Raw genomic sequence first — 23,706 nt, 5'->3', positions numbered from 1 at the left:
GAGCAACCGATGTACGTTACCGAACCATCCCGCCAGGTCCCGCTGCACGGCGAATACGACGTGGTCGTGCTGGGCGGCGGCCCGGCCGGCCTGCTGGCCGCCGCCAGCGCGGCCCGCAACGGCGCCAGCGTGCTGCTGCTCGAACGCTACGGCTTTCTGGGCGGCATGGGCACGGCGGCGGGCGTTTCCAATTTCTGCGGGCTGCACGCCAATGTGCACGGCGACATCCGCCAGGTGGTGCACGGCATGGCCGACGAGCTGCTGGACCGCATGCGCGCGCTCGACGGCCTGAACGACCCGCACCTGATCCTGGGCAAGATCCACGCCCAGGCGTACGACATATCCGCATTCAAGTGCGCCGCCGACGGCCTGCTGCGCGACAGCGGCGCGCAGGTGCTGTTCCACGCCCTGGCAGGCGGCATCGTGCGCGGCGCGGACGGCGCGGTCGACGCCCTGCTGCTGGAAACCAAGTCGGGCCGCCGGGCGGTGCGCGGCCGCGTCTTCATCGACTGTTCGGGCGACGCCGACCTCGCGCACTGGGCCGGCCTGCCCTTCGAGAAAGGCGACGGACAAGGCCACATGATGTACCCGACGCTGATGTTCAAGGTCGGCAACGTCGATGGCGAACGCGCGCGCGAAGCGTGGAAGATCATCCCCCAGCTGATGGACGAGGCCGAGGCCAGCGGCGACTTCCATTTCCCGCGGCGCGGCGCCATCGTACGGCCGCAGAAGCACGACTACGAATGGCGCGTCAACGTGACCCAACTCAGCAACCCCGACGGGTCGGCCGCCGACGGCACCGATGCGCTGTCGCTGTCGGCCGGCGAGCTGGAAGGCCGCCGCCAGATCGTCGACTACCTGGCGTTCCTGCGCGCCCGGGTGCCCGGCTTCGAACAGGCTTATGTGCTGGACATCGCGCCGCAGCTGGGCATCCGCGAGACGCGCCGGGTAGTGGCCGAATACATGCTCAGCCGCGACGACGTGCTGGGCTGCGCCGACTTCGCGGACAGCATCGGCGTCAACGGCTGGCCGCTGGAGATCCATGTGGCGGGCGACGTGCAATGGGTCTGGCCGCCCATTCCCGAGTCGCGCGGCTACAACCAGCTGCCGCTGCGCATGATCGTGCCGCGCCAGCAGGCGGGCGCGCCATCCAACGTCCTGGTGGCGGGCCGTTGCGCCGGCATGACGCACGAAGGCCAGTCGGCCGCCCGCGTCAGCGGCAGCTGCTTCGTCATGGGCGAGGCCGCCGGCACGGCCGCGGCGCTGGCGCTGCAAGCCGGCGTGGCGCCCGGCCGGCTGCCGGCCTCGACGGTGCAGGAACAGTTGCGCCGCCAGGGCGCCTTCCTGGGCGAGCCGGCATGAGGCCGCGCCATCCCCGGCCGCCGGCCCGGCGGGCCGGCCCAGCCAGTCAGCAGGAGCAACGCATATGAGCAGCACAACGACGACTCAAACCGCCATCGTGGTGGGCGGCGGCATCGGCGGCCTGGCCGCGGCGCTGGCGCTGACCCGCCAGGGCATCGCCGTGCAATTGCTGGAACAGGCCAGCCACATCGGCGAGATCGGCGCCGGCATCCAGCTCGGGCCCAATGCCTTCGCGGCGCTGGACGCGCTGGGCGTGGGGGCGACGGCGCGCGGCCGCGCCGTGTACACCGACCACATCATCATGATGGACGCGGTCGATGCCCGTGAAGTGGTGCGCATCGACACCGGCGCCGACTTCCGCGCGCGCTTCGGCGGCCCCTACGCGGTCATCCATCGCGCCGACATCCACCTGTCGATCCTGGAGGCCGTGCAGCGCGATCCGCTGATCAGTTTCCATACCTCGACGCAGATCGTCGAAGTGCGCCAGGACGGCGCGCAGGTCGAGGTGACGGATGCCCAGGGCCGGCGCTACCGCGGCGACGCGCTGGTCGGCTGCGACGGGGTCAAGTCGGTGGTGCGCGAGCGCATGGTGGGCGATCCCGCCCGCGTGACCGGCCACGTGGTCTACCGCGCGGTGGTCGAGCGCGACAACATGCCGGAGGAATTGCGCATCAATGCGCCGGTGCTGTGGGCGGGCCCGCGCTGCCACCTGGTGCACTACCCGCTGCGCGGCGGCCAGCAGTACAACCTGGTGGTCACCTTCCACAGCCGCGAGCAGGAGGAATGGGGCGTGCGCGAAGGCAGCAAGGAAGAGGTGCTGAGCTATTTCCAGGGCATCCACCCGCGCCCGCACCAGATGCTGGACCGCCCGACGTCATGGCGGCGCTGGGCCACGGCCGACCGCGAGCCGGTCGAGCATTGGGGCCAGGGCCGCATCACGCTGCTGGGCGACGCGGCCCACCCGATGACCCAGTACATGGCCCAGGGCGCCTGCATGGCGCTGGAGGACGCGGCCACGCTGGGCGAGGCGGTCAAGGCCCGCGACGGCGACCTGCAGGCGGCCTTCCGGCTGTACGAGTCGGTGCGCATCCCGCGCAGCGCGCGCGTGGTGTGGTCGACCCGCGAGATGGGCCGCATCTACCACGCCCAGGGCGTCGAGCGCCAGGTGCGCAACAGCCTGTGGACCGGCCGCACCCAGGCGCAGTTCTACGACGCGCTGCAATGGCTGTACGGGTGGAAGGTGGAAAACTGCCTGGCCGGCGCCCAGGAATAGCCGCCGGGGTGGATGCAAGGTGTCTGACACCCCATGCCCCACCCCGAGGCCGGCCACGGACATCGCACGGGGTGTCAGACACCGCCCCCCACCAGCGCGCCACGGCAGGTGCTCGAACGGAACAGGTGTCAGACACCGCGCCTCAGCGGCGCGGCTGCCAGGCGACTCAGCTGGATAGGTGTCTGACACCCCCCACCCCACCGTGGGCCGGCCGCGGACGTCGCATGGGGTGTCAGACACCGCGCCTCATTGGCGCGGCATGCCGGGCGGCTCAGTTCAGGCTGGCGCCCGAGAGCTTGACGATTTCCTGGTACTTGTCTTTCTCTTTCTTGACGAACGCGGCGAACGCCTCGGCCGTCATGGGTTGCGCTTCCGACCCCATGGCCAGCAGGCGCTGGCGCACGTCGGGCTGGCGCAGCGCTTCGGCATAGGCCTGGTTCAGCTTGGCGACCACGGCGGCCGGCGTACCGCCGGTGGTGAACACGCCGAACCAGGTGCCCAGGTCGAAGCCCTTGACGCCGGCCTCGTCCATGGTGGGCACGTCGGCCAGCAGCGAGGAGCGCTGCAGCGTGGTCACGGCCAGCGCCTTGACCTTGCCGTCCTTGATCAGCGGCGCCGCGGAGGCCAGGTTGTCGAACATGAAGTCGGACTGGCCGCCCAGCAGCGCCAGCTGCGCCGGCGACGCGCCCTGGTACGGGATGTGCACCGCCTTGATGCCGGCGCGCGCCTTCAGCAGTTCGCCCGCCAGGTGGCCGGCGCTGCCGTTGCCGCCCGAGCCGTAATTCAGCCGGTCCGGATTCTTCTTGGCGTAGGCGATCAGGTCGGCCAGCGACTCGATGCCGTTCTTCTTGGCGAAGTCGACGTTCATCACCAGCACGTTGGGCACCGCCGCCACGATGGTGACCGGCGCGAAATCCTTGATGGGATCGTACGGCAGGTTCGCGAACAGCCACGGATTGATGGCATGCGTGGCCACCGCTCCCATCACCAGCGTGTAGCCGTCAGGGGCGGCCTTGGCCACCAGGTCGGCGCCGATGTTGCCGCCCGCCCCGGAGCGGTTCTCGACGATGATGGGCTGGCCCAGCGAGGCGCGCACTTTCTCGGCCAGCAGGCGGGCGGTCGAATCGAGCGGGCCGCCGGGCGGGTACGGCACCACGAAGCGCAGCGGCTTGGTGGGGGAGTCGGTGTCCTGCGCGGCGGCCGGCGCCAGGCAGGACAGGGTCGCGGCCAGGGCCACGGCGCCGCCCACCAGGGCGCGGCGGACGGACGAAACGGGGAAAGCATGCGGATTGCGCATTTGTTCTGGTCTCCAGGATGTGCTTCTGTGCGGCACGTAGCATACTCCAGCGGCCCTGGCCGCCCGGCAAGGCCGGCCGGCGCGCCGCGCGTGCTGACGGATTTGTCAGCGGACGGACAGCGGATCGACATGCGGCAGCGCGTATGGTGGGGGAAGGTCCACCCCGGCGCCCACACCCATGAAGATCCTCTACACGAATTTCCACTCCGGCCCGGACATTGGCGGACACACGGTCTATGTCTCCCGGCTGGCCGCGGGCCTGTCGGGGCAGTTCCGCATCGCCGTGGCGGCGCCGGCCTCCAGCGCCTTGTACGCGCTCGCCACGCAGATGCCCGGCATCACGGCGCATGCGCAGGACTATCCTTCGCGCTTCTACAAGCTTCCCGCTGCCTTGCGCACACTGCGCGCCCTGCTGCGGGCGGAACGGTTCGACGTCGTCCACGTCAACGGCTCGGCCGACCATCGGCTGGCGATCCTGGCGACGCGGCTCATGAAAGACCCGCCGCGCATCGTCTTCACCAAGCACAACACCATTCCCATCGCCCGCGCCAGCGCGGCGCTGCGCGCCCGCTTCGGCACGCACCACGTGATCGCCGTATGCCGGCACGTCGAACAGCGCTTCCGCGCCAGCCCCTACGGCGCCGGCGCGGTGAGCGTTATTTTCAACGGCGTGGACACCGCGCACTTCAGGCCGCTCGACGAAGCGGCCGCGGCCATGCACCGGCGCACGCTGCTGGGCGCGCGCGCCGAGGGCCGCATCGTGCTTGGCAGCAACGCGGGCACGGCCTCTTACAAGGCCTGGCTCGACATCGTGCGCGCCGTCGCGCTGCTGCCCGCCGAACTCGCCGACCGCTTCCACATCGCGCTGGCCGGCGAGCCGTTCAGCGCGTCGCAGCGCGCCGAACTGGCGGCCCTGGGCATGCAGGATCACATCACCCACGCGGGCGCGCTGCGGGATGTGCGGCCGTTCATTGCCGCCATCGACGTCGGTTTCGTGCTGTCCACGCGCGTGGAGACGATTTCGTTCGCCTGCCGGGAAATGATGGCCATGGCCAGGCCCGTCATCGTGACCGACTACGCCGGCCTGCCCGAAAACGTCGACGCCGGCCGCGACGGCTGGATCGTCCCGCCGGCCCGGCCGGCGGCGCTGGCCGAGGTCCTGCGCGGCGTTGCCGGCGGCGCCCACGACCTGCCGGAAATGGGCCGGGCCGCGCGCCTGAAAAGCCTCGCGGCATTCGACTTGCGGCCCTTCCTGGACGACACCGCCCGCGTGTACCGCGCGGTGGCCGCCCGGCCGGCGGGCCCCGGACACCATTAGGCTAGTGCAGGATCTGGCTCAGGAACAGCTTGGTGCGTTCGTTCTGCGGGTTGTCGAAGAACTCGTCGGGGCTGTTCTGCTCGATGATCTCGCCGCGGTCCATGAAGATGACGCGGTTGGCCACCTTGCGCGCGAAGCCCATCTCGTGCGTCACGCACAGCATGGTCATGCCGCTTTCCTGGGCCAGCGTCACCATCACGTCCAGCACTTCCTTGACCATCTCGGGATCCAGCGCGGAAGTGGGCTCGTCGAACAGCATGATCTTGGGGCTCATGCATAGCGAACGCGCGATCGCCACGCGCTGCTGCTGGCCGCCCGAGAGCTGGCCGGGATACTTGTTGGCCTGCTCGGGGATGCGCACGCGCTCCAGGTACTTCATGGCGGTGGCCTCGGCCTCGGCGCGCGGCTTCTTCAGCACCCAGGTCGGGCCCAGCGTCAGGTTCTCCAGCACGGTCAGGTGCGGGAACAGGTTGAAGTGCTGGAACACCATGCCGACGTCGCGGCGGATCGTCTCGATGTGCTTGAGGTCGTTGGTGAGCTCGGTGCCGTCGACGATGATGTGGCCCTGCTGGTGCTCTTCCAGGCGGTTGATGCAGCGGATCATGGTCGACTTGCCGGAGCCCGAGGGGCCGCACACCACGATGCGCTCGCCCGGCGCCACGTCCAGGTTGATGTTGCGCAGCACGTGGAACTGGCCGTACCACTTGTTCACGTTCTGCATGCGGATGATGGCATCGCTCATGCCTGTACTCCCATAAGGTGCGCCGGCCCGGCCCGCCGTCGGCGGGCGCGGGCCCGGCGGCTATCGTTTGTGTCCGGTCGCCAGGCGTTTTTCCAGGCGTTGGCTGTATTTCGACATTGAAAAGCAGAACACGAAGTAGATCAGCGAGATGAAGACATAGGCTTCCACCCCGAACCCGCGCCAGGCCGCGTCCGACAGGGCCGCCTTGGCCGCCAGCGTGAGGTCGAAGATGCCGATGATCACCACCAGCGACGTGTCCTTGAACAGGGCGATGAAAATGCTGACCAGCGGCGGGATGACGATGCGCAGCGCCTGCGGCAGGATGATCTTGCGCATCTGCTGCCAGTAGCTCAGGCCCAGCGAATCGGCGCCCTCGTACTGCCCCTTCGGGATGGCCTGCAGGCCGCCACGCACGGTCTCGGCGATGTAGGCCGCCGCGAACATGATGATGGCGATCTGGGCGCGCAGCAGCTTGTCGATGGAAAAGCCCACCGGCAGGAACAGCGGCAGCATCACCGACGACATGAACAGCAGGCTGATCAGCGGCACGCCGCGGATCAGCTCGATGTACACGACGCACAGCGCCTTGATGGCCGGCATCTTCGACTTGCGGCCCAGCGCCAGCAGCACGCCCAGCGGGAAGGCGAAGGCGATGCCGAAGGTCGACAGGATCAGGGTCAGCGGCAGGCCGCCCCAGCGCGAGTTCTCGACATAGGTCAGGCCCAGCACGCCGCCCCACATCAGCACCGCCACGGCGGTCAGGCCGACCACCCAGATCAGCGCCAGGCGCAAGTTCCAGAAACGCCGCAGGCCGCTGCAGACGATCACCGCGATGAGGATGATGGTGGCTAGCAGGGGCCGCCACTGCTCATCGTACGGATAGGTGCCGAACAGGATCAGGCGGTGCTTCTCGACGATGAACGCCCAGCACGCGCCGGCCGCCTTGCGGCATTCCTGCGAGGTCGCCGAAGTGAAGTCGGCCTGCAGGAAGGCCCATTCGACCAGCGCCGGCACCGCCATCAGCAGCAGCCAGGCCACCAGCACCGTGGCCAGGATGCTCAGGGGCGAGGAGAACAGCCGCTCTTTGAGCCAGGGCCACACGCCCACCTGGTTGCTGGGCGGCGGCAGGCCTTCGCTGGGGATATGCGTAGTCGTGCTCATGTCAACGCTCCACCAGCGCGATGCGCTTGTTGTACCAGTTCATGAAGACCGATATGGACAGGCTGACCGTCAGGTAGGCCGCCATGATGATGAGAATGCCCTCGATGGCCTGCCCGGTCTGGTTCATGGTGGTGTTGACCACCGAGACAATGTCCGGATAGCCGATCGCCACCGCCAGCGAGCTGTTCTTGGTCAGGTTCAGGTACTGGCTGGTCATCGGCGGGATGATCACGCGCAGCGCCTGCGGCAGCACCACCAGGCGCAGGATGCGCGAACGGCGCAGGCCCAGCGAGCCGGCCGCTTCCCATTGGCCCTGGTTGACGGCCTGGATGCCCGAGCGCACCACTTCGGCGATGAAGGCCGAGGTGTAGATCACCAGGCCGGCCAGCAGCGCGGCGAACTCCGGCGAAAGCGTCAGGCCGCCGGCGAAGTTGAAGCCCTTGAGCTCCGGCATGTCCAGCGTCAGGGAGGCGCCGCCCACCAGCCAGCCCAGGACGGGCAGGACGATGAACAGGCCCAGCGCCGCGCGGCCCAGCGGGAATACCCGGCCGGTGGCCTCCTGGCGCTTCTTGCCCCAGTGCGCCGCGACGATGGTGCCGACGATGGCCAGCGCCAGCCCGGCCAGTATCCAGTCCAGCGAACCGCCTTCCAGCCCCGGCACCTTCAGGCCGCGATTGGAAATGAACACGCCGGGCAGCGGGTTGAGCGCCTGCCGCGGGCCTGGCATGTTCTCGGTGATCAGCGCATACCAGAAGAACAGCTGCAGCAGCAGGGGCACGTTGCGCATGATCTCGACATAGATCGAGCACACCTTGGCCATGAGCCAGTTCTTCGACAGCCGGCCCACCCCGATCAGGGTGCCCAGGATGGTGGCCAGCACGATGCCCAGCACGGCCGCGCGCAGCGTGTTGAGCAGGCCGACCCAGATGGCGCGGCCGTAGGTGTCGGCGGGGGAATAGGCGATGGGCGTCTCGCCGATGGCGAAGCCGGCCTCGCGCCCGATGAAATCGAAGCCGGTGGAGATATTGCGTACTGCCAGGTTGTTCAGCGTGTTGGACACCAGGAACCACACGGCCAGGGCGACCAAAGCCAGCGCGACGACCTGATAGACCACGGCGCGCACGCCGGGATCGTTCCAGCTGAGACTGCGCTTGGGCGCACTCACCGGGACTTGCTGATTGTTTGTCGTCATGGGATGAATCTACAGAAGTCGAACAGGAATGGCCGGGAAAATCCTCATGCCACCTTGCTCCTGCCGCCCGCCGCAGGCGGGCTCGGCAAGGCGGGGGAACCCCGCCCTGCCCGGCAGCTGCCGTGCTCAGCGCACCGGCCAGCCGTACATCAGACCGCCGTTCTTGTACGACGCGTTCAGGCCGCGCTCGAGCTTCATGGCGCTGCTCATGCCCAGCGTGCGCTCAAAGCTCTCGCCGTAGTTGCCCACTTGCTTGATGATGTTGTAGGCCCACTTGTCATCCACGCCCAGGTTCTTGCCCATGCCGGGCGTCACGCCCAGGATGCGCTGGATGTTTGGGTTGGAGCTCTTGGTCATCTCGTCGACGTTCTTGGACGTGATGCCGTACTCCTCGGCTTCCAGCATGGCGTTGAGCGACCAGCGCACCACGTTGAACCACTGCTCGTCGCCCTGGCGCACCATGGGGCCCAGCGGCTCCTTGGAGAAGTCTTCCGGCAGGATGACGTAGTTGTCGGGGTTCTCCAGCGTGGTGCGGGTCGAGGCCAGCTGCGACTTGTCGGTCGTGAAGGCGTCGCAGCGCCCGGCCGAGAAGGCGCGGATGATCTCGTCGTACTTGTCGATCACCACCGGCTTGAACTCGATCTTCTGGCCGCGGAACCAGTCCGCCAGGTTGAGTTCGGTGGTGGTGCCCGGCTGCACGCAGATGGTGGCGCCGTTCAGTTCCTTGGCGCTCTTGACGCCCAGTTCCTTGGACACCATCACGCCCTGGCTGTCGTAGTAGTTGACGCCGGCGCCGATCAGGCCGAGCGTGGTGTCGCGCGTCAGGGTCTGGGTGGTGTTGCGGGTCAGCACGTCGACTTCGCCCGACTGCAGCGCGGTGAAGCGCTGCTGCGTGTTGAGCGGCGTGACCTTGAACTTGCTCGCGTCATTGAACATGGTGGCGGCGATGGCGCGGCACATGTCGACGTCGATGCCCTGCCACTGGCCCTTGCTGTCCGCCATGGAGAAGCCCGGGATGCCGGTGGACACACCGCACTGGACGAAGCCTTTTTTCTTGACGCTATCGAAGGTCGCGCCAGCGTTGGCCGCCGTGGACGCCGCGCACAGTGCGGCCGCCACGGCGGCTAATTTCAGTGCTTTCATCATTGATCTCCTGTAGGAAGCTTTTCATGCAGAGGTGGGTGCATAAAGCATCGCCGGCATGGTAGCGGCTGGGGTTATTCGGGGACATGGGGGAAATCCCTTGACGAATCCATAGAAAAAAAGGGACGGAAATATATGCAAACGTGCGGCCGATCGCCGCGCGGTACTATTGCTGCTTCATCTCGACCCTGCCGCCATGATCGAATTCCAGCACGTCTTCAAATCGTACGGGCGCGGCCGCAACATCCTGGCCGATATCAACTTCCGCGTCAGCGCCGGCGAATTCATCTTCGTGTCAGGCGCCTCCGGCGCCGGCAAATCCACATTGCTCAAACTGATCGGCGGGCTGGAGCCCGCCAGCCGCGGTTCCATCCAGGTCAACGGCCAGCGGCTCGACAAACTGCCGGCGCGCGCGCGCCCCTACCTGCGCCGCGCCGTCGGCGTCATCCTGCAGGACACCCACCTGCTGTACGACCGCAGCGCCCTGCAGAACGTCATGCTGCCGCTGGCGGTGACCGGCCAGTCGCCCGATTCGGCCGGCGCCCGCGCGCGCGCCGCGCTCGACAAGGTCGGCCTGGCAGGCAAGGAAGACATGAATCCCATCGAGCTGTCCGGCGGCGAACAGCAGCGGCTGGCGATCGCGCGCGCCATCGTGAACCGGCCCGCCATCCTGATCGCCGACGAGCCCACCGCCAACCTGGACCACGACACCGCCCGGCGCATCCTGAACGTGTTCCGCGACTTCAACCGCGTCGGGGTCACCACCCTGATTGCCTCGCACGACGAGCAACTGCTGGCGCAATACGCCACGCGCACCCTGCGCCTGGAGCCGGGCAAGTTCCACGACTCGGGAGCCCAAGCATGAAATCCTGGCTACGACAGCACCGCTACGCCCTGACCGTCACCCTGCGGCGCCTGGCCAAGCAGCCCTTCTCGTCGCTGGCCAACCTGCTGGTCATGGCCCTGGCCCTGGCCTTGCCGCTGCTGGGCGGCGCCATCCTCGTATCGGCCCAGCCGGTGGCGCGGCAAGTGTCGGTCACGCCCGAACTGACCCTGTTCCTGCAGCCCGGCGCGCCCGCGGGGGCGGCGGCGGACATCTCGCGCCGCATCGGCGCCGAGTACGCCGGCCAGGTGCAGGCCGTGCGCGTGGTGCCGCGCGACGAGGCGCTGGCCGCCCTGCGCCAGGACCCGGCCTGGGAACAGGCGCTCGCCGTGCTGCCGGGCAACCCGCTGCCCGACGCGGTGGTCGCCACGCTCACCGAAGGCGACAACCTGGCGGGCCGCGCCGACGTGCTGGCCCAGGCCTGGCGCCAATGGGAGCACGTCGACCAGGTGCAGCTCGACAGCGCCTGGGTGCAGCGGCTGGAAGCCATCCTGCGCTTCGCGCGCGTCGGCCTGCTGTTCCTGGCCGCTTGCGTGGCCGCCGTGGTGCTGGCCGCCGTCTTCAATACGGTGCGCATGCAGGCCATGCTGCAACGCGAGGAAATCGCCGTGGCGCGCCTGGTGGGGGCCACCGAATCGTTCGTCCGGCGGCCGTTCCTGTACCTGGGCGCCCTGTCGGGCGCGCTGGCGGCCCTGCTGGCCATCGGCGCGGCGGCGCTGGCGCTGGCGCCGCTGAACGACGCCCTGCTGGGGCTGGCGCGCAGCTACGGGGCGGAATTCGCCCTGCGCCTGCCGGCGCTGCCAGTGCTGGCCGCGGCGGTGCTGGGCACCAGCATCCTGGGCGCCCTGGCGGCGCGCTGGTCAGTCACGCGCAATACCCGCTTTTAAGGCCGTTAATACTCCAAAAGGAAAGGGCTGGCGCCCGTTACAGTGGGCATCGCACGGCGCCAGCCCGATAAAAATTGGGGACGCATTTTGGGCGCGTGCGCTTACAGCACGCCCGCCGGGCCGCCGACGGCCTGGATGGCATTGCCAAAGTCGACAAATTTAGTTACACAAGATGTTTGCCCCGATCCCTCCGGCCGGGCAATGAGGTCATCCCCGCTTCGTTGCCCGCGCCCTCTTCGCGTGTTCCTATGTCCTCTCGCCCCGATGCCCGCGCAACGCGTCACTATTTTGATAGCGCGTTCCATTGCGCTGCGGTCAAGGTGCTGCCCAATGAATACTACGTCACCCGCGACGACATCATGATCTCGACGGTGCTGGGGTCATGCGTGGCGGCCTGTATCCGCGACCCGCGCGCCGGCGTGGGCGGCATGAACCACTTCATGCTGCCCGAGGGCGACACCGAATCGCCCGCCTCGGCCACCATGCGCTACGGCGCATTCGCGATGGAAGTGCTAGTCAACGAATTGCTCAAGGCGGGCGCGGCGCGCGAACGCCTGGAGGCCAAGGTGTTCGGCGGCGGCGCGGTGCTGAGCGCCATGCAGCAGCTGAATATCGGCGAGCGCAATGCCCGCTTCGTGCTGAACTATCTGCAGACGGAAGGCATCCCGGTGCTGGCCCAGGACCTGGGCGACGTACACGCGCGACGCATCGGCTATTTCCCGCGCGACGGACGGGTCATGGTGCGCCGGCTGGCGCCGCATCACCACAAGGCTGAGGCGCTGATCGCGCAGCGCGAGCAGGCGGCGGCCCAGACGGCGCAGGCGGCGGCGCACAAGCCGACCCGCGTCGAACGGTTCGGCGCGCCCCGCTTCGAGCGCTTCAGCCGCCCCGGCGCCACGGCGGGCTGAGCCCGCCGCGCGCCCCGGCCGGTGCGTTCTAGGCCGCGCGGGTCCCGATCGGCACCACCGTCGCGCTGAACCCGTCCAGCAATTCCGCCCGGCGGACGGCGGCCCGCTGCATGGCGGCTTCCTTGACGTGGCCATAGCCGCGGATCGTGTCCGGCAGGCTGGCCAGCGCCACCGCGCGGTCCAGGTTGGCGCGCGTCAGCTTGGGCAGGATCGCCAGCAGGTCGCTGCGGTAGGTGTCGATCAGCGCGCGCTCGGCCCGCCGCTCCGCGGTATGGCCGAAGACGTCCAGCGGCGTGCCGCGCAGGAAGCGCAGGCGCGCCAGCACGCGGAACAGCTTGAGGACGCCTGGCCCGTAGGCGCGCTTGATCAGCCGGCCCTGGGCATCGCGGCGGGCCAGCAGGGGCGGCGCCAGGTGCAGGCGCAGCTTCCAGTCGCCCTCGAACTGGGCGTCGACCTGCCGCAGGAATTCTCCGTCGGTGTACAGGCGCGCCACTTCGTACTCGTCCTTGTAGGCCATCAGCTTGAAGTAGTAGCGCGCCACCGCCGCGGCCAGCCGCGTGGTGCCGGTCGCGGCCTGCTCGGCCCGCGCCACCTGCTCGACCAGTTCACGGTAGCGCGCCGCATAGGCGGCGTTCTGGTATGCGGTGAGGAACTCGCTGCGCACCGCCACCAGCGCGTCGACCTCGCCGGCCGGACGCCGCATGTCGAGCACGGCCGCGCCGGCCTGCCCGCGCCGCACCTCGACGAAGCCGTCGTCCTGCGGCGCGGCGGCGCGGCCGGCCAGGCGCTGCACCTCGGCCAGGTCGTGGGCGGCGCGCCGGCCCCAGGCGAAGGCGGCCAGGTTGCTGGCCACCTGCTGCCCGTTGAGTTCGATGGCGCGCCGCAACGCCGCTTCGCCCAGCGGCAGCCAGCCCTTCTGGTAGGCATAGCCCAGCATCAGCGGGTTGGCATAGATGGCGTCGCCCAGCAGGCCCAGCGCCAGCGCAGCGGCATCGACCGCGTCCACCCCGCCCTCGCCGCAGGCGGCGCGCAGGTCCGCCTGCAGGTCGGCGCCGGGCAGGCGCCAGTCCGGGTCCTGGACGAACGCGGCGGTGGGCGCCACGTCGCTGTTGAGCAGCAGCCGCGTGCGGCCGGCGCGCATGCGCGCCACCGATTCCTGGCTGGCGGCCACCACCAGGTCGCCGGCCAGCACCAGGTCGGCCTCGCCCATGGCCACCCGCGTGTTGAGCAGCCCATCGGGCGCCTGCGTCAGCATCACGTGCGAGAACACCGCGCCGCCCTTCTGCGCCAGCCCCGCCATGTCCAGCACGGAACAGCCCTTGCCTTCCAGGTGGGCGGCCATGCCGAGCAATTGCCCGATGGTGACCACCCCCGTGCCGCCCACGCCGGCGATGAACACGCCATAAGGCTGCGCCAGGCCCGGCAGCGGCGGCTGCGGCAGGCCGCCATCGATATCGCCTTCCTGCGCCAGCGCCTTCGGTTTGCGCAAGGCGCCGCCTTCGACGGTGACCAGGCTGGGGCAGAAGCCCTTCAGGCAGGAATAGTCCTTGTTGCAGCTGGACTGGTTAATGGTGCGCTTGCGGCCGAACTCGGTCTCGAGCGGCTCGACCGACAGGCAATGCGATTGCTCGGAACAGTCGCCGCACCCCTCGCAGACCCGCTCGTTGATGACCACCCGGCGCGCCGGGTCGGGGTAGGCATTGCGCTTGCGGCGGCGCCGCTTTTCGGTGGCGCAGGTCTGGTCGTAGATCAGGGCCGACACACCGGGATGGTCGCGCAGTTCGCGCATGACCGCGTCCAGCTCGTCGCGATGGCGCACCGGCACGCCGGGCGCCAGGTTGGCGACGCTCCGGTACTTATCCGGCTCGTCGGTGACGATGACGATTTTCTCGACACCCTCGGCCGCCACCTGGCGCGTGATCATCGGCACGTCGATCGGCCCGTCCACCGGCTGGCCGCCGGTCATGGCCACCGCGTCGTTGAACAGGATCTTGTAGGTGATGGGCGCCTTGGCCGCCACCGCGGCGCGAATCGCCAGCAGGCCGGAGTGATAGTAGGTGCCGTCGCCCAGGTTGGCGAACACGTGCTTTTCGTCGGTGAACGGCGCCTGCCCGAGCCAGGGTACGCCCTCGCCGCCCATCTGGGTATAGGCCTGGGTGTTGCGGCCCATCCAGGTCACCATGTAGTGGCAGCCGATGCCGGCCATGCCGCGCGAACCTTCCGGCACGCGCGTCGAGGTATTGTGCGGACAGCCCGAACAGAACCACGGCTTGCGCTCGGCGGTGACGCGCGGCCTGGCCAGCGCCCGCTCGCGCGCCTCGATGAACGCCAGGCGCGCCTCGATGCCGGCGCGCACGTCGTCGGGCAGCGCGAAGCGCAGCAGGCGCGCCCCCACCGCCTTGGCCACCATGGCGGGCGAAAACTCGTAGTGCGCCGGCAGCAGCCAGTTGCCCTGCGGCACCGACCATTCGCCGCCATCCTTGTCGTCGAACTTGCCCACCACGCGCGGGATCTTCTTGCCGGTGCCGATCCAGCTGAACAGCTCCTCCTTCAGCTGGTATTCGAGCACCTGGCGCTTTTCCTCGACCACCAGGATCTCGTCCAGTCCTTCGGCGAACTGCTGCATGCCGGTCGCTTCCAGCGGCCATACCATGCCCACCTTGAACAGGCGCAGGCCGATGCGACGGCATACCGGCTCGCTCAGGCCCAGGTCGACCAGGGCCTGGCGCGTATCCAGGTAGGCCTTGCCGGACGTCATGATGCCGAAGCGCGCCTCGCCATTGGGCACATGCCACAGCTCGCGGTTGAGCCGGTTGGCGCGCGCATAGGCGAGCGCGGCGTACAGTTTGTAGTCGAGCAGGCGGGCTTCCTGCTGCAAGGGCGTGTCGGGCAGGCGGATGTTGAGCCCGTCGGGCGGCAGCTGGAAGTCGTCCGGCAGCACGATCTGCACGCGCTCGGGATCGACCTCGACCGAGGCGGACACCTCGACGATATCGGTGATGCACTTCATGCCGGCCCAGACGCCGGCGTAGCGGCTCATGGCCCAGCCGTGCAGGCCGTAGTCCAGCACTTCCTGCACGCTGGCCGGGAACAGCACCGGGATCATGCAGGCTTTCAGGATGTGGTCGCTCTGGTGCGGCAGGGTGGACGACTTGGCGGGATGGTCGTCGCCCGCCACCACCAGCACGCCGCCGTGCGGCGAGGTGCCGGCGGCGTTGGCGTGCTTGAAGACGTCGCCGCAGCGGTCCACGCCCGGGCCCTTGCCGTACCACATGCCGAACACGCCGTCATAGCGCGCGCCGGGAAACAGGTTGACCTGCTGCGAGCCCCACACCGCGGTGGCGGCCAGGTCTTCGTTGATGCCCGGCTGGAACTCGACGTGGTGCGCCTTGAGATATTTGGCGGCCTTCCACATGTTCAGGTCGACGCCGCCCAGCGGCGAGCCGCGGTAGCCCGAGATGAAGCCGGCGGTGTTGAGCCCGGCGCGCTGGTCGCGCACGCGCTGCATCATGGGCAGACGCACCAGCGCATGGATGCCGCTCATCCAGGCGCGGCCGGTTTCCAGGGTGTATTTGTCGTCCAGCTGGACGGATTCGAGCGCCGCGCGCTGCGCGGGCGTGAGAGGGGCATTCATGTCTACTCCGAGGATCCAGGAATGCCCGGGCAGGCCGCGCGCGCCGGCTCTCGTGAAGCGGGGGGCGGGCCGGTCCGGGCTGGGTGCCTTTGTGCTTTGTTCTGATCCAGGTTGTACCCGGGGCGCCAGGTTGGCGCAATAGGGCGTAGCGATAGAGGGGCGGCGGCGCTGTGCGTGGGGTGCTTTGCGGGCGGTGTCTTGGCTGCGGTGCTTTCTGGGTTCTTGAGTCGCCTCGCCGCTGCGGGCTTGGGGCGGGCGACGTCCGTCGGGCTCGGGCGCAACACCAGGCGCCCTCGGCCTGCTGCGCAGGCTCCCCCGCCGTCCAACTCGCCCGCCCCAAGCCCGCAGCGACGAGGCTGGCAACATCTCATCCAGGTGACTGACACCTCATGAGCATGCGTCTGCTTCATCCAGGTGTCAGACACCCTGGGGAGACAGTCAGGAATCTGCCACGCTTTCTCGCCGGGTGTCTGACACCTCATGAGCATGCGCCTGCTTCATCCAGGTGTCTGACACCCTGGGGAGACAGTCCGGAATCTGCCGCGCTTGCTCGCCGGGTGTCTGACACCTCGTGGGCATGCGCCTGCCTCATCCGGGTCTCTGACATCTCATCGGCGCGGCATGTGTCTGCCAGTCGCCGACCCCGCCCGGACGCCGCGGAACGGGGACAAGAACACATCCCGTCCACGCCCAGACTCAAGCCCGGCAACCATGACGGCATGGCAATGCGATAATCCCCCATCATGGATTTCGCCCCCCGCATCGTCGCCTGGCAGGCCAGCCACGGCCGTCACGGCCTGCCCTGGCAGCGCACGCAAGACCCCTACCGGATCTGGCTGTCGGAAATCATGCTGCAGCAGACCCAGGTAGCCACCGTCATCCCGTACTACCAGCGCTTCCTCGAACGCTTTCCCGACGTGGCCACCCTGGCGGCCGCCAGCCAGGAAGACGTCATGCCTTATTGGGCCGGGCTGGGCTACTACGCGCGCGCGCGCAACTTGCATCGCTGCGCACAGGCGGTGGTGCGCGACTGGGGCGGGCGCTTTCCTCCCACGGCCGGACAGATCGCCACCCTGCCCGGCATCGGCCGCTCTACCGCCGCCGCCATCGCGGCCTTCGCCTACGGCGAGCGCTCGCCCATCCTGGACGGCAACGTCAAGCGGGTGTTCACCCGGCATTTCGGCATCGACGGCGACCCGGCGCGCCGCGAAGTCGAGCAGCGGCTGTGGGCCCTGGCCGAGGCGCAAGTCGCCGCCGCGCCCGGCCTGGACATGGCCGCCTACACCCAGGGCCTGATGGACCTGGGCGCCACCCTGTGCACGCGCGGCAAGCCCGATTGCGCGCGCTGCCCGGTGGCCGACACCTGTATCGCGCGGCGCGACGGCCGCCAGGCGGAACTGCCCAGCCCCAAGGCACGCAAGACCATCCCCGAGCGCCAGACCGGCATGCTGGTACTGCAGCGCGACGGCGCCATCCTGTTGCAACAGCGGCCCGCTCCCGGCATCTGGGGCGGGCTCTGGAGCCTGCCCGAATTCGACGCCGGCGGCGACCCGACGCAGGCGTCGCGCCGGCTCGGCCTGGAACCGCTGCAACGCTACGAACTGGCCGCCTTCGCGCATACGTTCACGCACTACCGCCTGCACATCAAGCCCTGGTACCTGCCGGTGCAACCGGCCGCCGCGCTGGCCGAACCGGGCCTGCCGCAGCGCTGGGCCGGCGCCGCCGAACTGCCCGGCCTGGCGCTGCCGGCGCCCATCCGCAAACTGCTGGACGGCCTGCTGGCGGCGGGCCTGCCGGAATGAGCTTGCGTGGAATCATGCCGACAGTCTGACTTCGGCAACTACGCCTAGACCGGCGGCGCGGCCAAGCCTATCCTGCGCTCATGGAACTTCCGCGCAAGAAAGCCTGTCCCGTGCCAAACCGCGTCAACACGCTGGAACACAACGTCGCGCTCATCCGCCAGGACCTGGCGGTCGTGCTGTCGAACTACACCACCAAGGCCGACCTGCACCACGAAATCGGCAAGCTCACCTGCAAGGTCATCGCCTGGACCACGGGCATCTGCACCCTGTTGACCAGCGCCGTCTATGTCATCACCCGCGTGGGCGGGTAGGCGCGCGCCTCAGGCATCGCCGGCCGCGGCGCCTTCCAGCAGCATCACCAGCTTCAGGTCCGGGTGCGTGGCCAGGCGGAAGGTCGTCTGCTGGTAGGCCAGCCGGCCGCGGCGCGGGTGCTGGAATTCCCGCAGGCCGCCTTCGCGCTCCACCACGGCATGGCGCGTCCACCAATGGGCGAACACCTCGCTGTCGCGGTTCAGCTCGTCGAGCAGCGCCAGCACATCCGGCTCGTCCAGGTGCGCGCCCGCGTCGGCGCGGAATTCCGCCACCACCCGGCGCGCACGCTGATCCCAGTCCACCACCAACTGCCGCGCGGCCGGGTCCAGGAAGATATAACGCAACAGGTTGGGACGCGGGTCGCGCGCCGGCCAGTCGTCGAACAGGTCGCGCATGGGCGCGTTGTACACCAGCACGTTCCAGGCCCGGTCCAGCACATAGGCCGGGGTCGCTATGACATCCACGCACTCGCGCAGCAGGCCGGGGGCCTCGCTCGCGTCGTCGCGCGGATGCCGGGGGTCGGCGCACTCGGCCAGCTCGAACAGATAAGCCCGCTCCGCGCGCGCCAGCTGCAGGACGCCGGCAATGCGCGCCCATACGGCGGGCGACACCGACACTTCGCGGCCCTGCTCGATCCGCGTATACCAGGTGACGCTGATGCCGCACAGCTGGGCGACTTCTTCGCGGCGCAGCCCCGGGGTGCGGCGCCGCATGCCTTCGGGCAGGCCGGCCATCTGCGGCGTGATGCGCGCGCGGGCCGCGCGCACGAACTCGCCGAGCGCCTGGCGGCGCCGCGCGGAACTCTCGTGGACGGCCGCCGGGCCGGCTTGGGGGGCAGCATTCATACCAGGATAAGCAATGGTCTTGTACGCGTATGGCGAGGTGCCTATCTTACTCCCCGGCACGCCGTGCCGCGGCCGGCACCGGCCGTTTCCCTTCACTGACAGGACCAACCATGAATTCACCCGTTTCCCACGACCAGGTAGTGGACCGCCAGTTCGGCCCGCGCGCCGCCGCCTACCTGAGCAGCGCGGTCCATGCGCAAGGCGCGGACCTGGAACAGTTCGCCGCGCTGGCGCGCGAGCATGCCGGCGCGCGCGTGCTCGACCTGGGCTGTGGCGGCGGACACGTGAGCTTCCAGGTGGCGCCGCACGCGGCGCACGTGACGGCCTACGACCTGTCGCAGGCGATGCTGGACGTAGTGGCGGCCGAAGCCGCGCGGCGCGGGCTCGACAACCTGGCCACGTGCCGCGGCAAGGCCGAGCGCCTGCCGTTCGCCGACGGCGAATTCGACCTGGTGCTGTGCCGTTACTCCACCCATCACTGGCAGGACCCGGGCCTGGCGCTGCGCGAAGCGCGGCGCGTGCTCAAGCCGGGCGGCGTCGCCGCGTTCGCCGACGTGGTGTCGCCGGGCGAGCCGCTGCTCGATACCTGGCTGCAGGCCCTGGAAGTGCTGCGCGACAGCTCGCACGTGCGCAACTACTCGGTGGCCGAATGGCTGCGCCTGCTGGCCGAGTCCGGCTTCGTGCTGCGCGGCTGCACCCCGCGCCGCATCACCCTGGATTTCGCCGCGTGGGTCGAACGCATGCGCACGCCCGCCCCGCTGGTGGCGGCGCTGCGCCACATGCTGGCCCATGCGCCGGAGCCGGTGCACCGCCACTATGCCGTGGCCGCGGACGGCTCGTTCAGCAGCGACACGGCCACCCTGGTGGCGCAACGCGCCTGATCCGCACTACCCGACGGCCGGCGCGCCGGCCGTCGCCGGTCATCCCAGGCTGGAGGCCAGCGTGCGGCGCACGTCTTCCTCGCTGCGGCCGCTGCGCGCGACATAGTCGGCCAGCTGGTCGGCGCCGATGGTGCCCACGTTGAAGTACTGCGATTGCGGGTGGCTGAAGTAGAAGCCCGATACGCTGGATGCGGGGTACATCGCGTAGCTGTCGGTCAGGGTCATGCCGATGTCGTCGCCATCCAGCACGCGGAACAAGTCGCGCTTGACCACGTGCTCCGGGCAGGCCGGATAACCCGGCGCGGGACGGATGCCGGTGTATTTCTCGGCGATCATGTCGTCGTTGGACAATGCCTCGTCCGGCGCATAGCCCCACAGGTCCTGGCGCACCCGCGCGTGCAGGCATTCGGCGAACGCCTCGGCCAGGCGGTCCGCCATGGCCTTGAGCATGATGCTGGAATAGTCGTCCAGCGCGGCCTGGAACTCGGCCTCTTTTTTCTCGATGCCGAGCCCGGCCGTCACCGCGAACATGCCGATATAGTCCGGCACGCCGCTCGACTTGGGCGCGATGAAATCGGCCAGGCACTTGTTGCTGACGCCCTCGCGCTTGGCGCCCTGCTGGCGCAGGTTGCGATAGGTGAACAGCACCTCGCTGCGCGACTCGTCGGCGTAGACCTCGATGTCCTCGTCATTGACGGTGTTGGCGGGATAGAACGCCACCGCGCCGTTGGCGGTCAGCCAGCGGCCGTCGATGATGCGCTTGAGCATGGCCTGGCCATCGGCATAGACCTTTTGCGCCTGCTCGCCCACCACCTTGTCCTCCAGGATGGCGGGGAACTGCCCGAACAGACTCCAGGTCTGGAAGAACGGCGTCCAGTCCAGGTACTTGGCGATCTCGGCCAGGTCGTAGCTCTTGAAGGCGCGCCGGCCGATGAACTTGGGGCGCGGCGGCGCATAGGCCGACCAGTCGATCTGCGGGCGCGCCGCGCGCGCCTCGGCCAGCGGGATCAGCGGCGTGGCCTTGCGGTTGGCGTGGCGCCGGCGTACTTCCTCGTATTCCTGCGCCACTTCGTCGATATAGGCCTGCGCCTGGTCCGACACCAGGTTGGCGGCCACCCCGACCGCGCGGCTGGCATCCGGCGTATAGATGACCGGCCCGTCATAGTTCGGCGCGATCTTGACCGCCGTGTGCACGCGGCTGGTGGTGGCGCCGCCGATCATCAGCGGGATCTTGCGCTCGCGGAAATACGGGTCGCGCTGCATTTCCGAAGCCACGTAGGCCATTTCCTCGAGGCTGGGCGTGATCAGGCCCGACAGGCCGACGATATCGGCCTGCTCTTCCTTGGCTTTTTCGAGGATCTGCGCACAGGGCACCATCACGCCCATGTTCACCACCTCGAAGTTGTTGCACTGCAGGACCACCGAGACGATGTTCTTGCCGATATCGTGCACGTCGCCCTTGACGGTGGCGATGACCATCTTGCCCTTGGCGCGCACATCGCCGCCGGCGGCGGCGATCTGGCGCTTTTCTTCCTCGATGAAGGGAATCAGGTGGGCCACCGCCTGCTTCATGACGCGCGCCGACTTCACCACCTGCGGCAGGAACATCTTGCCGGCGCCGAACAGGTCGCCCACGATGTTCATGCCGTCCATCAGCGGGCCCTCGATCACTTCGATGGGACGGCCGCCGCGCGCGGCGATCTTCTGGCGCACCTCCTCGGTGTCTTCGACGATGAAGGTGGTGATGCCATGCACCAGCGCGTGCGACAGGCGGTCCTCGACCGGGCCGGCGCGCCAGGCCAGGTCTTCTTCCTTCTTGGCGCCGGCGCCCTTGACGCTGTCGGCGAACTGCACCAGGCGCTCGGTGGGGCTGCGATCGTCGGCGGCGTCCTGCCGGCCGACCGGCTCGGCCCGGTCCAGGATGACGTCCTCGACCAGGTCGCGCAGTTGCGGCGCCAGGTCGGCGTACACGCCCAGCTGCCCGGCATTGACGATGCCCATCGTCAGGCCTTCGCGGATGGCGTAATACAGGAACACCGTATGGATGGCCTCGCGCATGGGCTCGTTGCCGCGGAACGAGAAGCTGACGTTCGAGATGCCGCCCGAGATGCGCGCGTGCGGCAGGTTCTGGCGGATCCAGCGAGTGCCCTCGATGAAGTCCATCGCATAATGGTTGTGCTCGTCGATACCGGTCGCGACCGCGAACACGTTGGGGTCGAAGATGATGTCCTCGGGCGGGAACTGTTCTTGCTCGACCAGTATCTTGTAGGCGCGCCCGCAGATTTCCTGGCGGCGCGCCAGCGTGTCCGCCTGGCCCTGCTCGTCGAAGGCCATCACCACCACCGCCGCGCCATAGCGGCGGCACAGGCGCGCCTGCTCGCGGAAGGCCTGCTCGCCTTCCTTCATGGAAATCGAGTTCACCACCGGCTTGCCTTGCACGCACTTCAGGCCGGCCTCGATCACTTCCCACTTGGAGCTGTCGATCATGATCGGCACGCGCGCGATGTCGGGCTCGGAGGCGATCAGGTTGAGGAAGCGGCGCATGCAGGCCACCGAATCCAGCATGGCCTCGTCCATGTTGATGTCGATGATCTGCGCGCCGTTCTCCACCTGCTGGCGGGCCACGGCCAGGGCCTCGTCGTATTTTTCCTCGCGGATCAGGCGCGCGAACATCTTACTGCCGGTGACGTTGGTACGCTCGCCGACGTTGACGAACAGCGATTCCTCGTCGATGTTGAGCGGCTCCAGGCCCGACAGGCGCGTCTTGACCGGGACCTCGGACACCACGCGCGGCGCCAGCCCGGCAACCTTGGCGGCAATGGCGCGGATGTGATCGGGCGTGGTGCCGCAGCAGCCGCCCGACATGTTCACCAGGCCGGCGCGCGCGAACTCTTCCAGCAGGCCGGAGGTATCGGCCGGGGTTTCGTCGAAACCGGTCTCGGCCATGGGATTGGGCAGGCCGGCATTCGGATACACGCAGACGTAGGTGTCGCAGATCTTGGCCAGCTCGGCCACATAGGGGCGCATCAGGGCCGCGCCCAGCGCGCAGTTCAGGCCGATCGTGATGGGCCGCGCGTGGCGCACCGAATTCCAGAATGCCTCGACCGTCTGGCCCGACAGGATGCGGCCCGAGGCGTCGGTGACGGTGCCGGAGATCATGACCGGCAGGCGCACGCCGCGTTCCTCGAACACCGATTCGACCGCGAAGATGGCGGCCTTGGCGTTCAGCGTATCGAAGATGGTCTCGATCAGCACGATGTCGATGCCGCCATCGAGCAGGCCGTTGAGCTGCTCGATATAGGCGTCGCGCAATTCATCGAAAGTAATGTTGCGCGCCCCCGGGTCGTTGACGTCGGGCGAAATGGACGCCGTCTTGGGCTGCGGCCCCAGCGCGCCGGCCACGAAGCGCGGCCGGTCGGGCGTGCTGTAGGCGTCGCAGGCGGCGCGCGCCAGCCGCGCCGAGGCCAGGTTCAGCTCGTAGGCCAGCTCCGGCAGGTCGTAGTCGGCCTGCGCCACCGAGGTGGCGCCGAAGGTGTTGGTCTCGATGACGTCGGCGCCGGCCTCGAGGTATTGGCGATGGATCTCGTCGATGATGTCGGGCCGCACCAGCGACAGCAATTCGTTGTCGCCCTTCAGGTCCTTGCCGTGGCCGGCGAAGCGCTCGCCGCGGAAATCGGCCTCGCCCAGCTTGTAGCGCTGGATCATCGTGCCCATGGCGCCGTCAAGGACGAGGATGCGTTCGCCGAGCAGGCGGGCGAAGTCGCCACCACGGGTGTACGACGATGGCGGATAGGGCAGGCGGGGATACGGCACGGCGAGTCTCGGAAATGTGGCGAAAAGGCAAAAAACGCCCGAAAACCAACGCTTGATGGTAACAAAATGGATCGCCACCCGCCGGCGGATGATACAGTTCCGCCCCGAACTGGTGCTTCCGGCGCAGCCCGCGCGCGGAAGGTAAACGGGAAACAGGAAGGCGCCGCGCGCCCAGCCTGTGCTGCCCCCGCAACGGTCCCCATGCCGCGCCCCGCACCGCATGGCAGCCCGATACCGGCCGGTTCGCCCACCG

The 23,706-nt window shown here is 68.8% G+C and carries 17 protein-coding genes; 9 read left to right on the top strand and 8 right to left on the bottom strand.

The window, feature by feature from the left end; translation table 11 throughout:
- Positions 1-9 precede the first annotated feature (9 nt).
- Entirely contained in the window at positions 10-1,362 is a 1,353-nt protein-coding gene (locus CAL24_RS02345; RefSeq protein ID WP_094805633.1) for an FAD-dependent oxidoreductase, read from the top strand.
- A 64-nt stretch (positions 1,363-1,426) separates the two neighbouring features.
- Entirely contained in the window at positions 1,427-2,635 is a 1,209-nt protein-coding gene (locus tag CAL24_RS02340; RefSeq protein ID WP_094805632.1) for a 3-hydroxybenzoate 6-monooxygenase, read from the top strand.
- Between the two features lie 271 nt (positions 2,636-2,906).
- On the opposite strand, the gene CAL24_RS02335 is transcribed toward CAL24_RS02340, so the two are convergent.
- Positions 2,907-3,932: a Bug family tripartite tricarboxylate transporter substrate binding protein gene (locus CAL24_RS02335; protein ID WP_094805631.1), complete on the bottom strand. Its 1,026-nt coding sequence runs from the start codon at positions 3,930-3,932 to the stop codon at positions 2,907-2,909.
- A 178-nt stretch (positions 3,933-4,110) separates the two neighbouring features.
- Here CAL24_RS02335 and CAL24_RS02330 point away from each other — a divergent pair, with 178 nt between their 5' ends.
- On the top strand, positions 4,111-5,250 hold the full coding sequence (locus CAL24_RS02330) for a glycosyltransferase (RefSeq protein WP_094805630.1): 1,140 nt from the start codon (positions 4,111-4,113) through the stop codon (positions 5,248-5,250).
- 1 nt (position 5,251) lies between these two features.
- Here the strand turns inward: CAL24_RS02330 and CAL24_RS02325 are convergent, their stop codons facing one another.
- The 4 genes from CAL24_RS02325 to CAL24_RS02310 all read right to left on the bottom strand — a co-directional run bounded on the left by CAL24_RS02325 (position 5,252) and on the right by CAL24_RS02310 (position 9,488).
- Entirely contained in the window at positions 5,252-5,992 is a 741-nt protein-coding gene (locus CAL24_RS02325; RefSeq protein WP_028355099.1) for an amino acid ABC transporter ATP-binding protein, read from the bottom strand.
- A 60-nt stretch (positions 5,993-6,052) separates the two neighbouring features.
- The gene (locus CAL24_RS02320) at positions 6,053-7,153 is read right to left on the bottom strand and encodes an amino acid ABC transporter permease (protein ID WP_028355100.1); all 1,101 of its coding nucleotides are present in this window, start codon (positions 7,151-7,153) and stop codon (positions 6,053-6,055) included.
- 1 nt (position 7,154) lies between these two features.
- On the bottom strand, positions 7,155-8,345 hold the full coding sequence (locus CAL24_RS02315; RefSeq protein ID WP_028355101.1) for an amino acid ABC transporter permease: 1,191 nt from the start codon (positions 8,343-8,345) through the stop codon (positions 7,155-7,157).
- 126 nt (positions 8,346-8,471) lie between these two features.
- A complete protein-coding gene (locus tag CAL24_RS02310; RefSeq protein ID WP_094805629.1) occupies positions 8,472-9,488 on the bottom strand; it encodes an amino acid ABC transporter substrate-binding protein in 1,017 nt (338 codons plus the stop codon).
- Positions 9,489-9,684: 196 nt separating this feature from the next.
- Between CAL24_RS02310 and CAL24_RS02305 the strand changes: the two genes are divergently transcribed.
- The 3 genes from CAL24_RS02305 to cheD all read left to right on the top strand — a co-directional run bounded on the left by CAL24_RS02305 (position 9,685) and on the right by cheD (position 12,166).
- Entirely contained in the window at positions 9,685-10,353 is a 669-nt protein-coding gene (locus CAL24_RS02305) for a cell division ATP-binding protein FtsE (protein WP_028355103.1), read from the top strand.
- Positions 10,350-11,258: a cell division protein FtsX gene (locus CAL24_RS02300; RefSeq protein WP_028355104.1), complete on the top strand. Its 909-nt coding sequence runs from the start codon at positions 10,350-10,352 to the stop codon at positions 11,256-11,258. Before CAL24_RS02305 ends, CAL24_RS02300 begins: the two co-directional genes overlap by 4 nt.
- 248 nt (positions 11,259-11,506) lie before the next feature.
- A complete protein-coding gene (gene cheD, locus CAL24_RS02295; protein ID WP_028355105.1) occupies positions 11,507-12,166 on the top strand; it encodes a chemoreceptor glutamine deamidase CheD in 660 nt (219 codons plus the stop codon).
- Between the two features lie 28 nt (positions 12,167-12,194).
- On the opposite strand, the gene CAL24_RS02290 is transcribed toward cheD, so the two are convergent.
- On the bottom strand, positions 12,195-15,800 hold the full coding sequence (locus CAL24_RS02290; protein ID WP_094805628.1) for an indolepyruvate ferredoxin oxidoreductase family protein: 3,606 nt from the start codon (positions 15,798-15,800) through the stop codon (positions 12,195-12,197).
- 743 nt (positions 15,801-16,543) lie between these two features.
- Between CAL24_RS02290 and mutY the strand changes: the two genes are divergently transcribed.
- Both mutY and CAL24_RS02280 read left to right on the top strand, forming a co-directional pair.
- Positions 16,544-17,602 carry an A/G-specific adenine glycosylase gene (gene mutY / locus CAL24_RS02285; RefSeq protein ID WP_094805627.1) on the top strand — a complete coding sequence of 353 codons (1,059 nt, stop codon included), beginning with the start codon at positions 16,544-16,546 and terminating at the stop codon, positions 17,600-17,602.
- An 80-nt stretch (positions 17,603-17,682) separates the two neighbouring features.
- On the top strand, positions 17,683-17,913 hold the full coding sequence (locus CAL24_RS02280; RefSeq protein WP_094805626.1) for a hypothetical protein: 231 nt from the start codon (positions 17,683-17,685) through the stop codon (positions 17,911-17,913).
- Between the two features lie 9 nt (positions 17,914-17,922).
- On the opposite strand, the gene CAL24_RS02275 is transcribed toward CAL24_RS02280, so the two are convergent.
- Complete coding sequence (locus CAL24_RS02275; RefSeq protein ID WP_094805625.1) at positions 17,923-18,759, bottom strand: helix-turn-helix transcriptional regulator; 837 nt, start codon at positions 18,757-18,759, stop codon at positions 17,923-17,925.
- 110 nt (positions 18,760-18,869) lie between these two features.
- Between CAL24_RS02275 and CAL24_RS02270 the strand changes: the two genes are divergently transcribed.
- Complete coding sequence (locus tag CAL24_RS02270) at positions 18,870-19,640, top strand: class I SAM-dependent methyltransferase (RefSeq protein WP_094805624.1); 771 nt, start codon at positions 18,870-18,872, stop codon at positions 19,638-19,640.
- A gap of 39 nt (positions 19,641-19,679) precedes the next feature.
- Here CAL24_RS02270 and metH read toward each other — a convergent pair whose 3' ends face one another.
- Complete coding sequence (gene metH / locus CAL24_RS02265; protein ID WP_094805623.1) at positions 19,680-23,453, bottom strand: methionine synthase; 3,774 nt, start codon at positions 23,451-23,453, stop codon at positions 19,680-19,682.
- Between the last annotated feature and the right edge of the window lie 253 nt (positions 23,454-23,706).

It is taken from the genome of Bordetella genomosp. 2 (genome assembly GCF_002261345.1).
Classification (GTDB): domain Bacteria; phylum Pseudomonadota; class Gammaproteobacteria; order Burkholderiales; family Burkholderiaceae_B; genus Bordetella_A.
Note: the sequence above shows the minus strand (reverse complement) of the source record. Positions and strands in the feature narration are given on the sequence as shown.

What these genes read in the sequence shown, in the direction of transcription:
- CAL24_RS02310 (WP_094805629.1), bottom strand. Translation starts at nt 9,488, where the DNA reads ATGAAAGCACTGAAATTAGCCGCCGTGGCGGCCGCACTGTGCGCGGCG.
- CAL24_RS02270 (WP_094805624.1), top strand. Translation starts at nt 18,870, where the DNA reads ATGAATTCACCCGTTTCCCACGACCAGGTAGTGGACCGCCAGTTCGGC.
- CAL24_RS02300 (WP_028355104.1), top strand. Translation starts at nt 10,350, where the DNA reads ATGAAATCCTGGCTACGACAGCACCGCTACGCCCTGACCGTCACCCTG.
- CAL24_RS02290 (WP_094805628.1), bottom strand. Translation starts at nt 15,800, where the DNA reads ATGAATGCCCCTCTCACGCCCGCGCAGCGCGCGGCGCTCGAATCCGTC.
- CAL24_RS02305 (WP_028355103.1), top strand. Translation starts at nt 9,685, where the DNA reads ATGATCGAATTCCAGCACGTCTTCAAATCGTACGGGCGCGGCCGCAAC.
- CAL24_RS02345 (WP_094805633.1), top strand. Translation starts at nt 10, where the DNA reads ATGTACGTTACCGAACCATCCCGCCAGGTCCCGCTGCACGGCGAATAC.
- CAL24_RS02325 (WP_028355099.1), bottom strand. Translation starts at nt 5,992, where the DNA reads ATGAGCGATGCCATCATCCGCATGCAGAACGTGAACAAGTGGTACGGC.
- CAL24_RS02335 (WP_094805631.1), bottom strand. Translation starts at nt 3,932, where the DNA reads ATGCGCAATCCGCATGCTTTCCCCGTTTCGTCCGTCCGCCGCGCCCTG.
- CAL24_RS02275 (WP_094805625.1), bottom strand. Translation starts at nt 18,759, where the DNA reads ATGAATGCTGCCCCCCAAGCCGGCCCGGCGGCCGTCCACGAGAGTTCC.
- CAL24_RS02320 (WP_028355100.1), bottom strand. Translation starts at nt 7,153, where the DNA reads ATGAGCACGACTACGCATATCCCCAGCGAAGGCCTGCCGCCGCCCAGC.
- CAL24_RS02315 (WP_028355101.1), bottom strand. Translation starts at nt 8,345, where the DNA reads ATGACGACAAACAATCAGCAAGTCCCGGTGAGTGCGCCCAAGCGCAGT.
- CAL24_RS02340 (WP_094805632.1), top strand. Translation starts at nt 1,427, where the DNA reads ATGAGCAGCACAACGACGACTCAAACCGCCATCGTGGTGGGCGGCGGC.
- mutY (WP_094805627.1), top strand. Translation starts at nt 16,544, where the DNA reads ATGGATTTCGCCCCCCGCATCGTCGCCTGGCAGGCCAGCCACGGCCGT.
- cheD (WP_028355105.1), top strand. Translation starts at nt 11,507, where the DNA reads ATGTCCTCTCGCCCCGATGCCCGCGCAACGCGTCACTATTTTGATAGC.
- CAL24_RS02330 (WP_094805630.1), top strand. Translation starts at nt 4,111, where the DNA reads ATGAAGATCCTCTACACGAATTTCCACTCCGGCCCGGACATTGGCGGA.
- CAL24_RS02280 (WP_094805626.1), top strand. Translation starts at nt 17,683, where the DNA reads ATGGAACTTCCGCGCAAGAAAGCCTGTCCCGTGCCAAACCGCGTCAAC.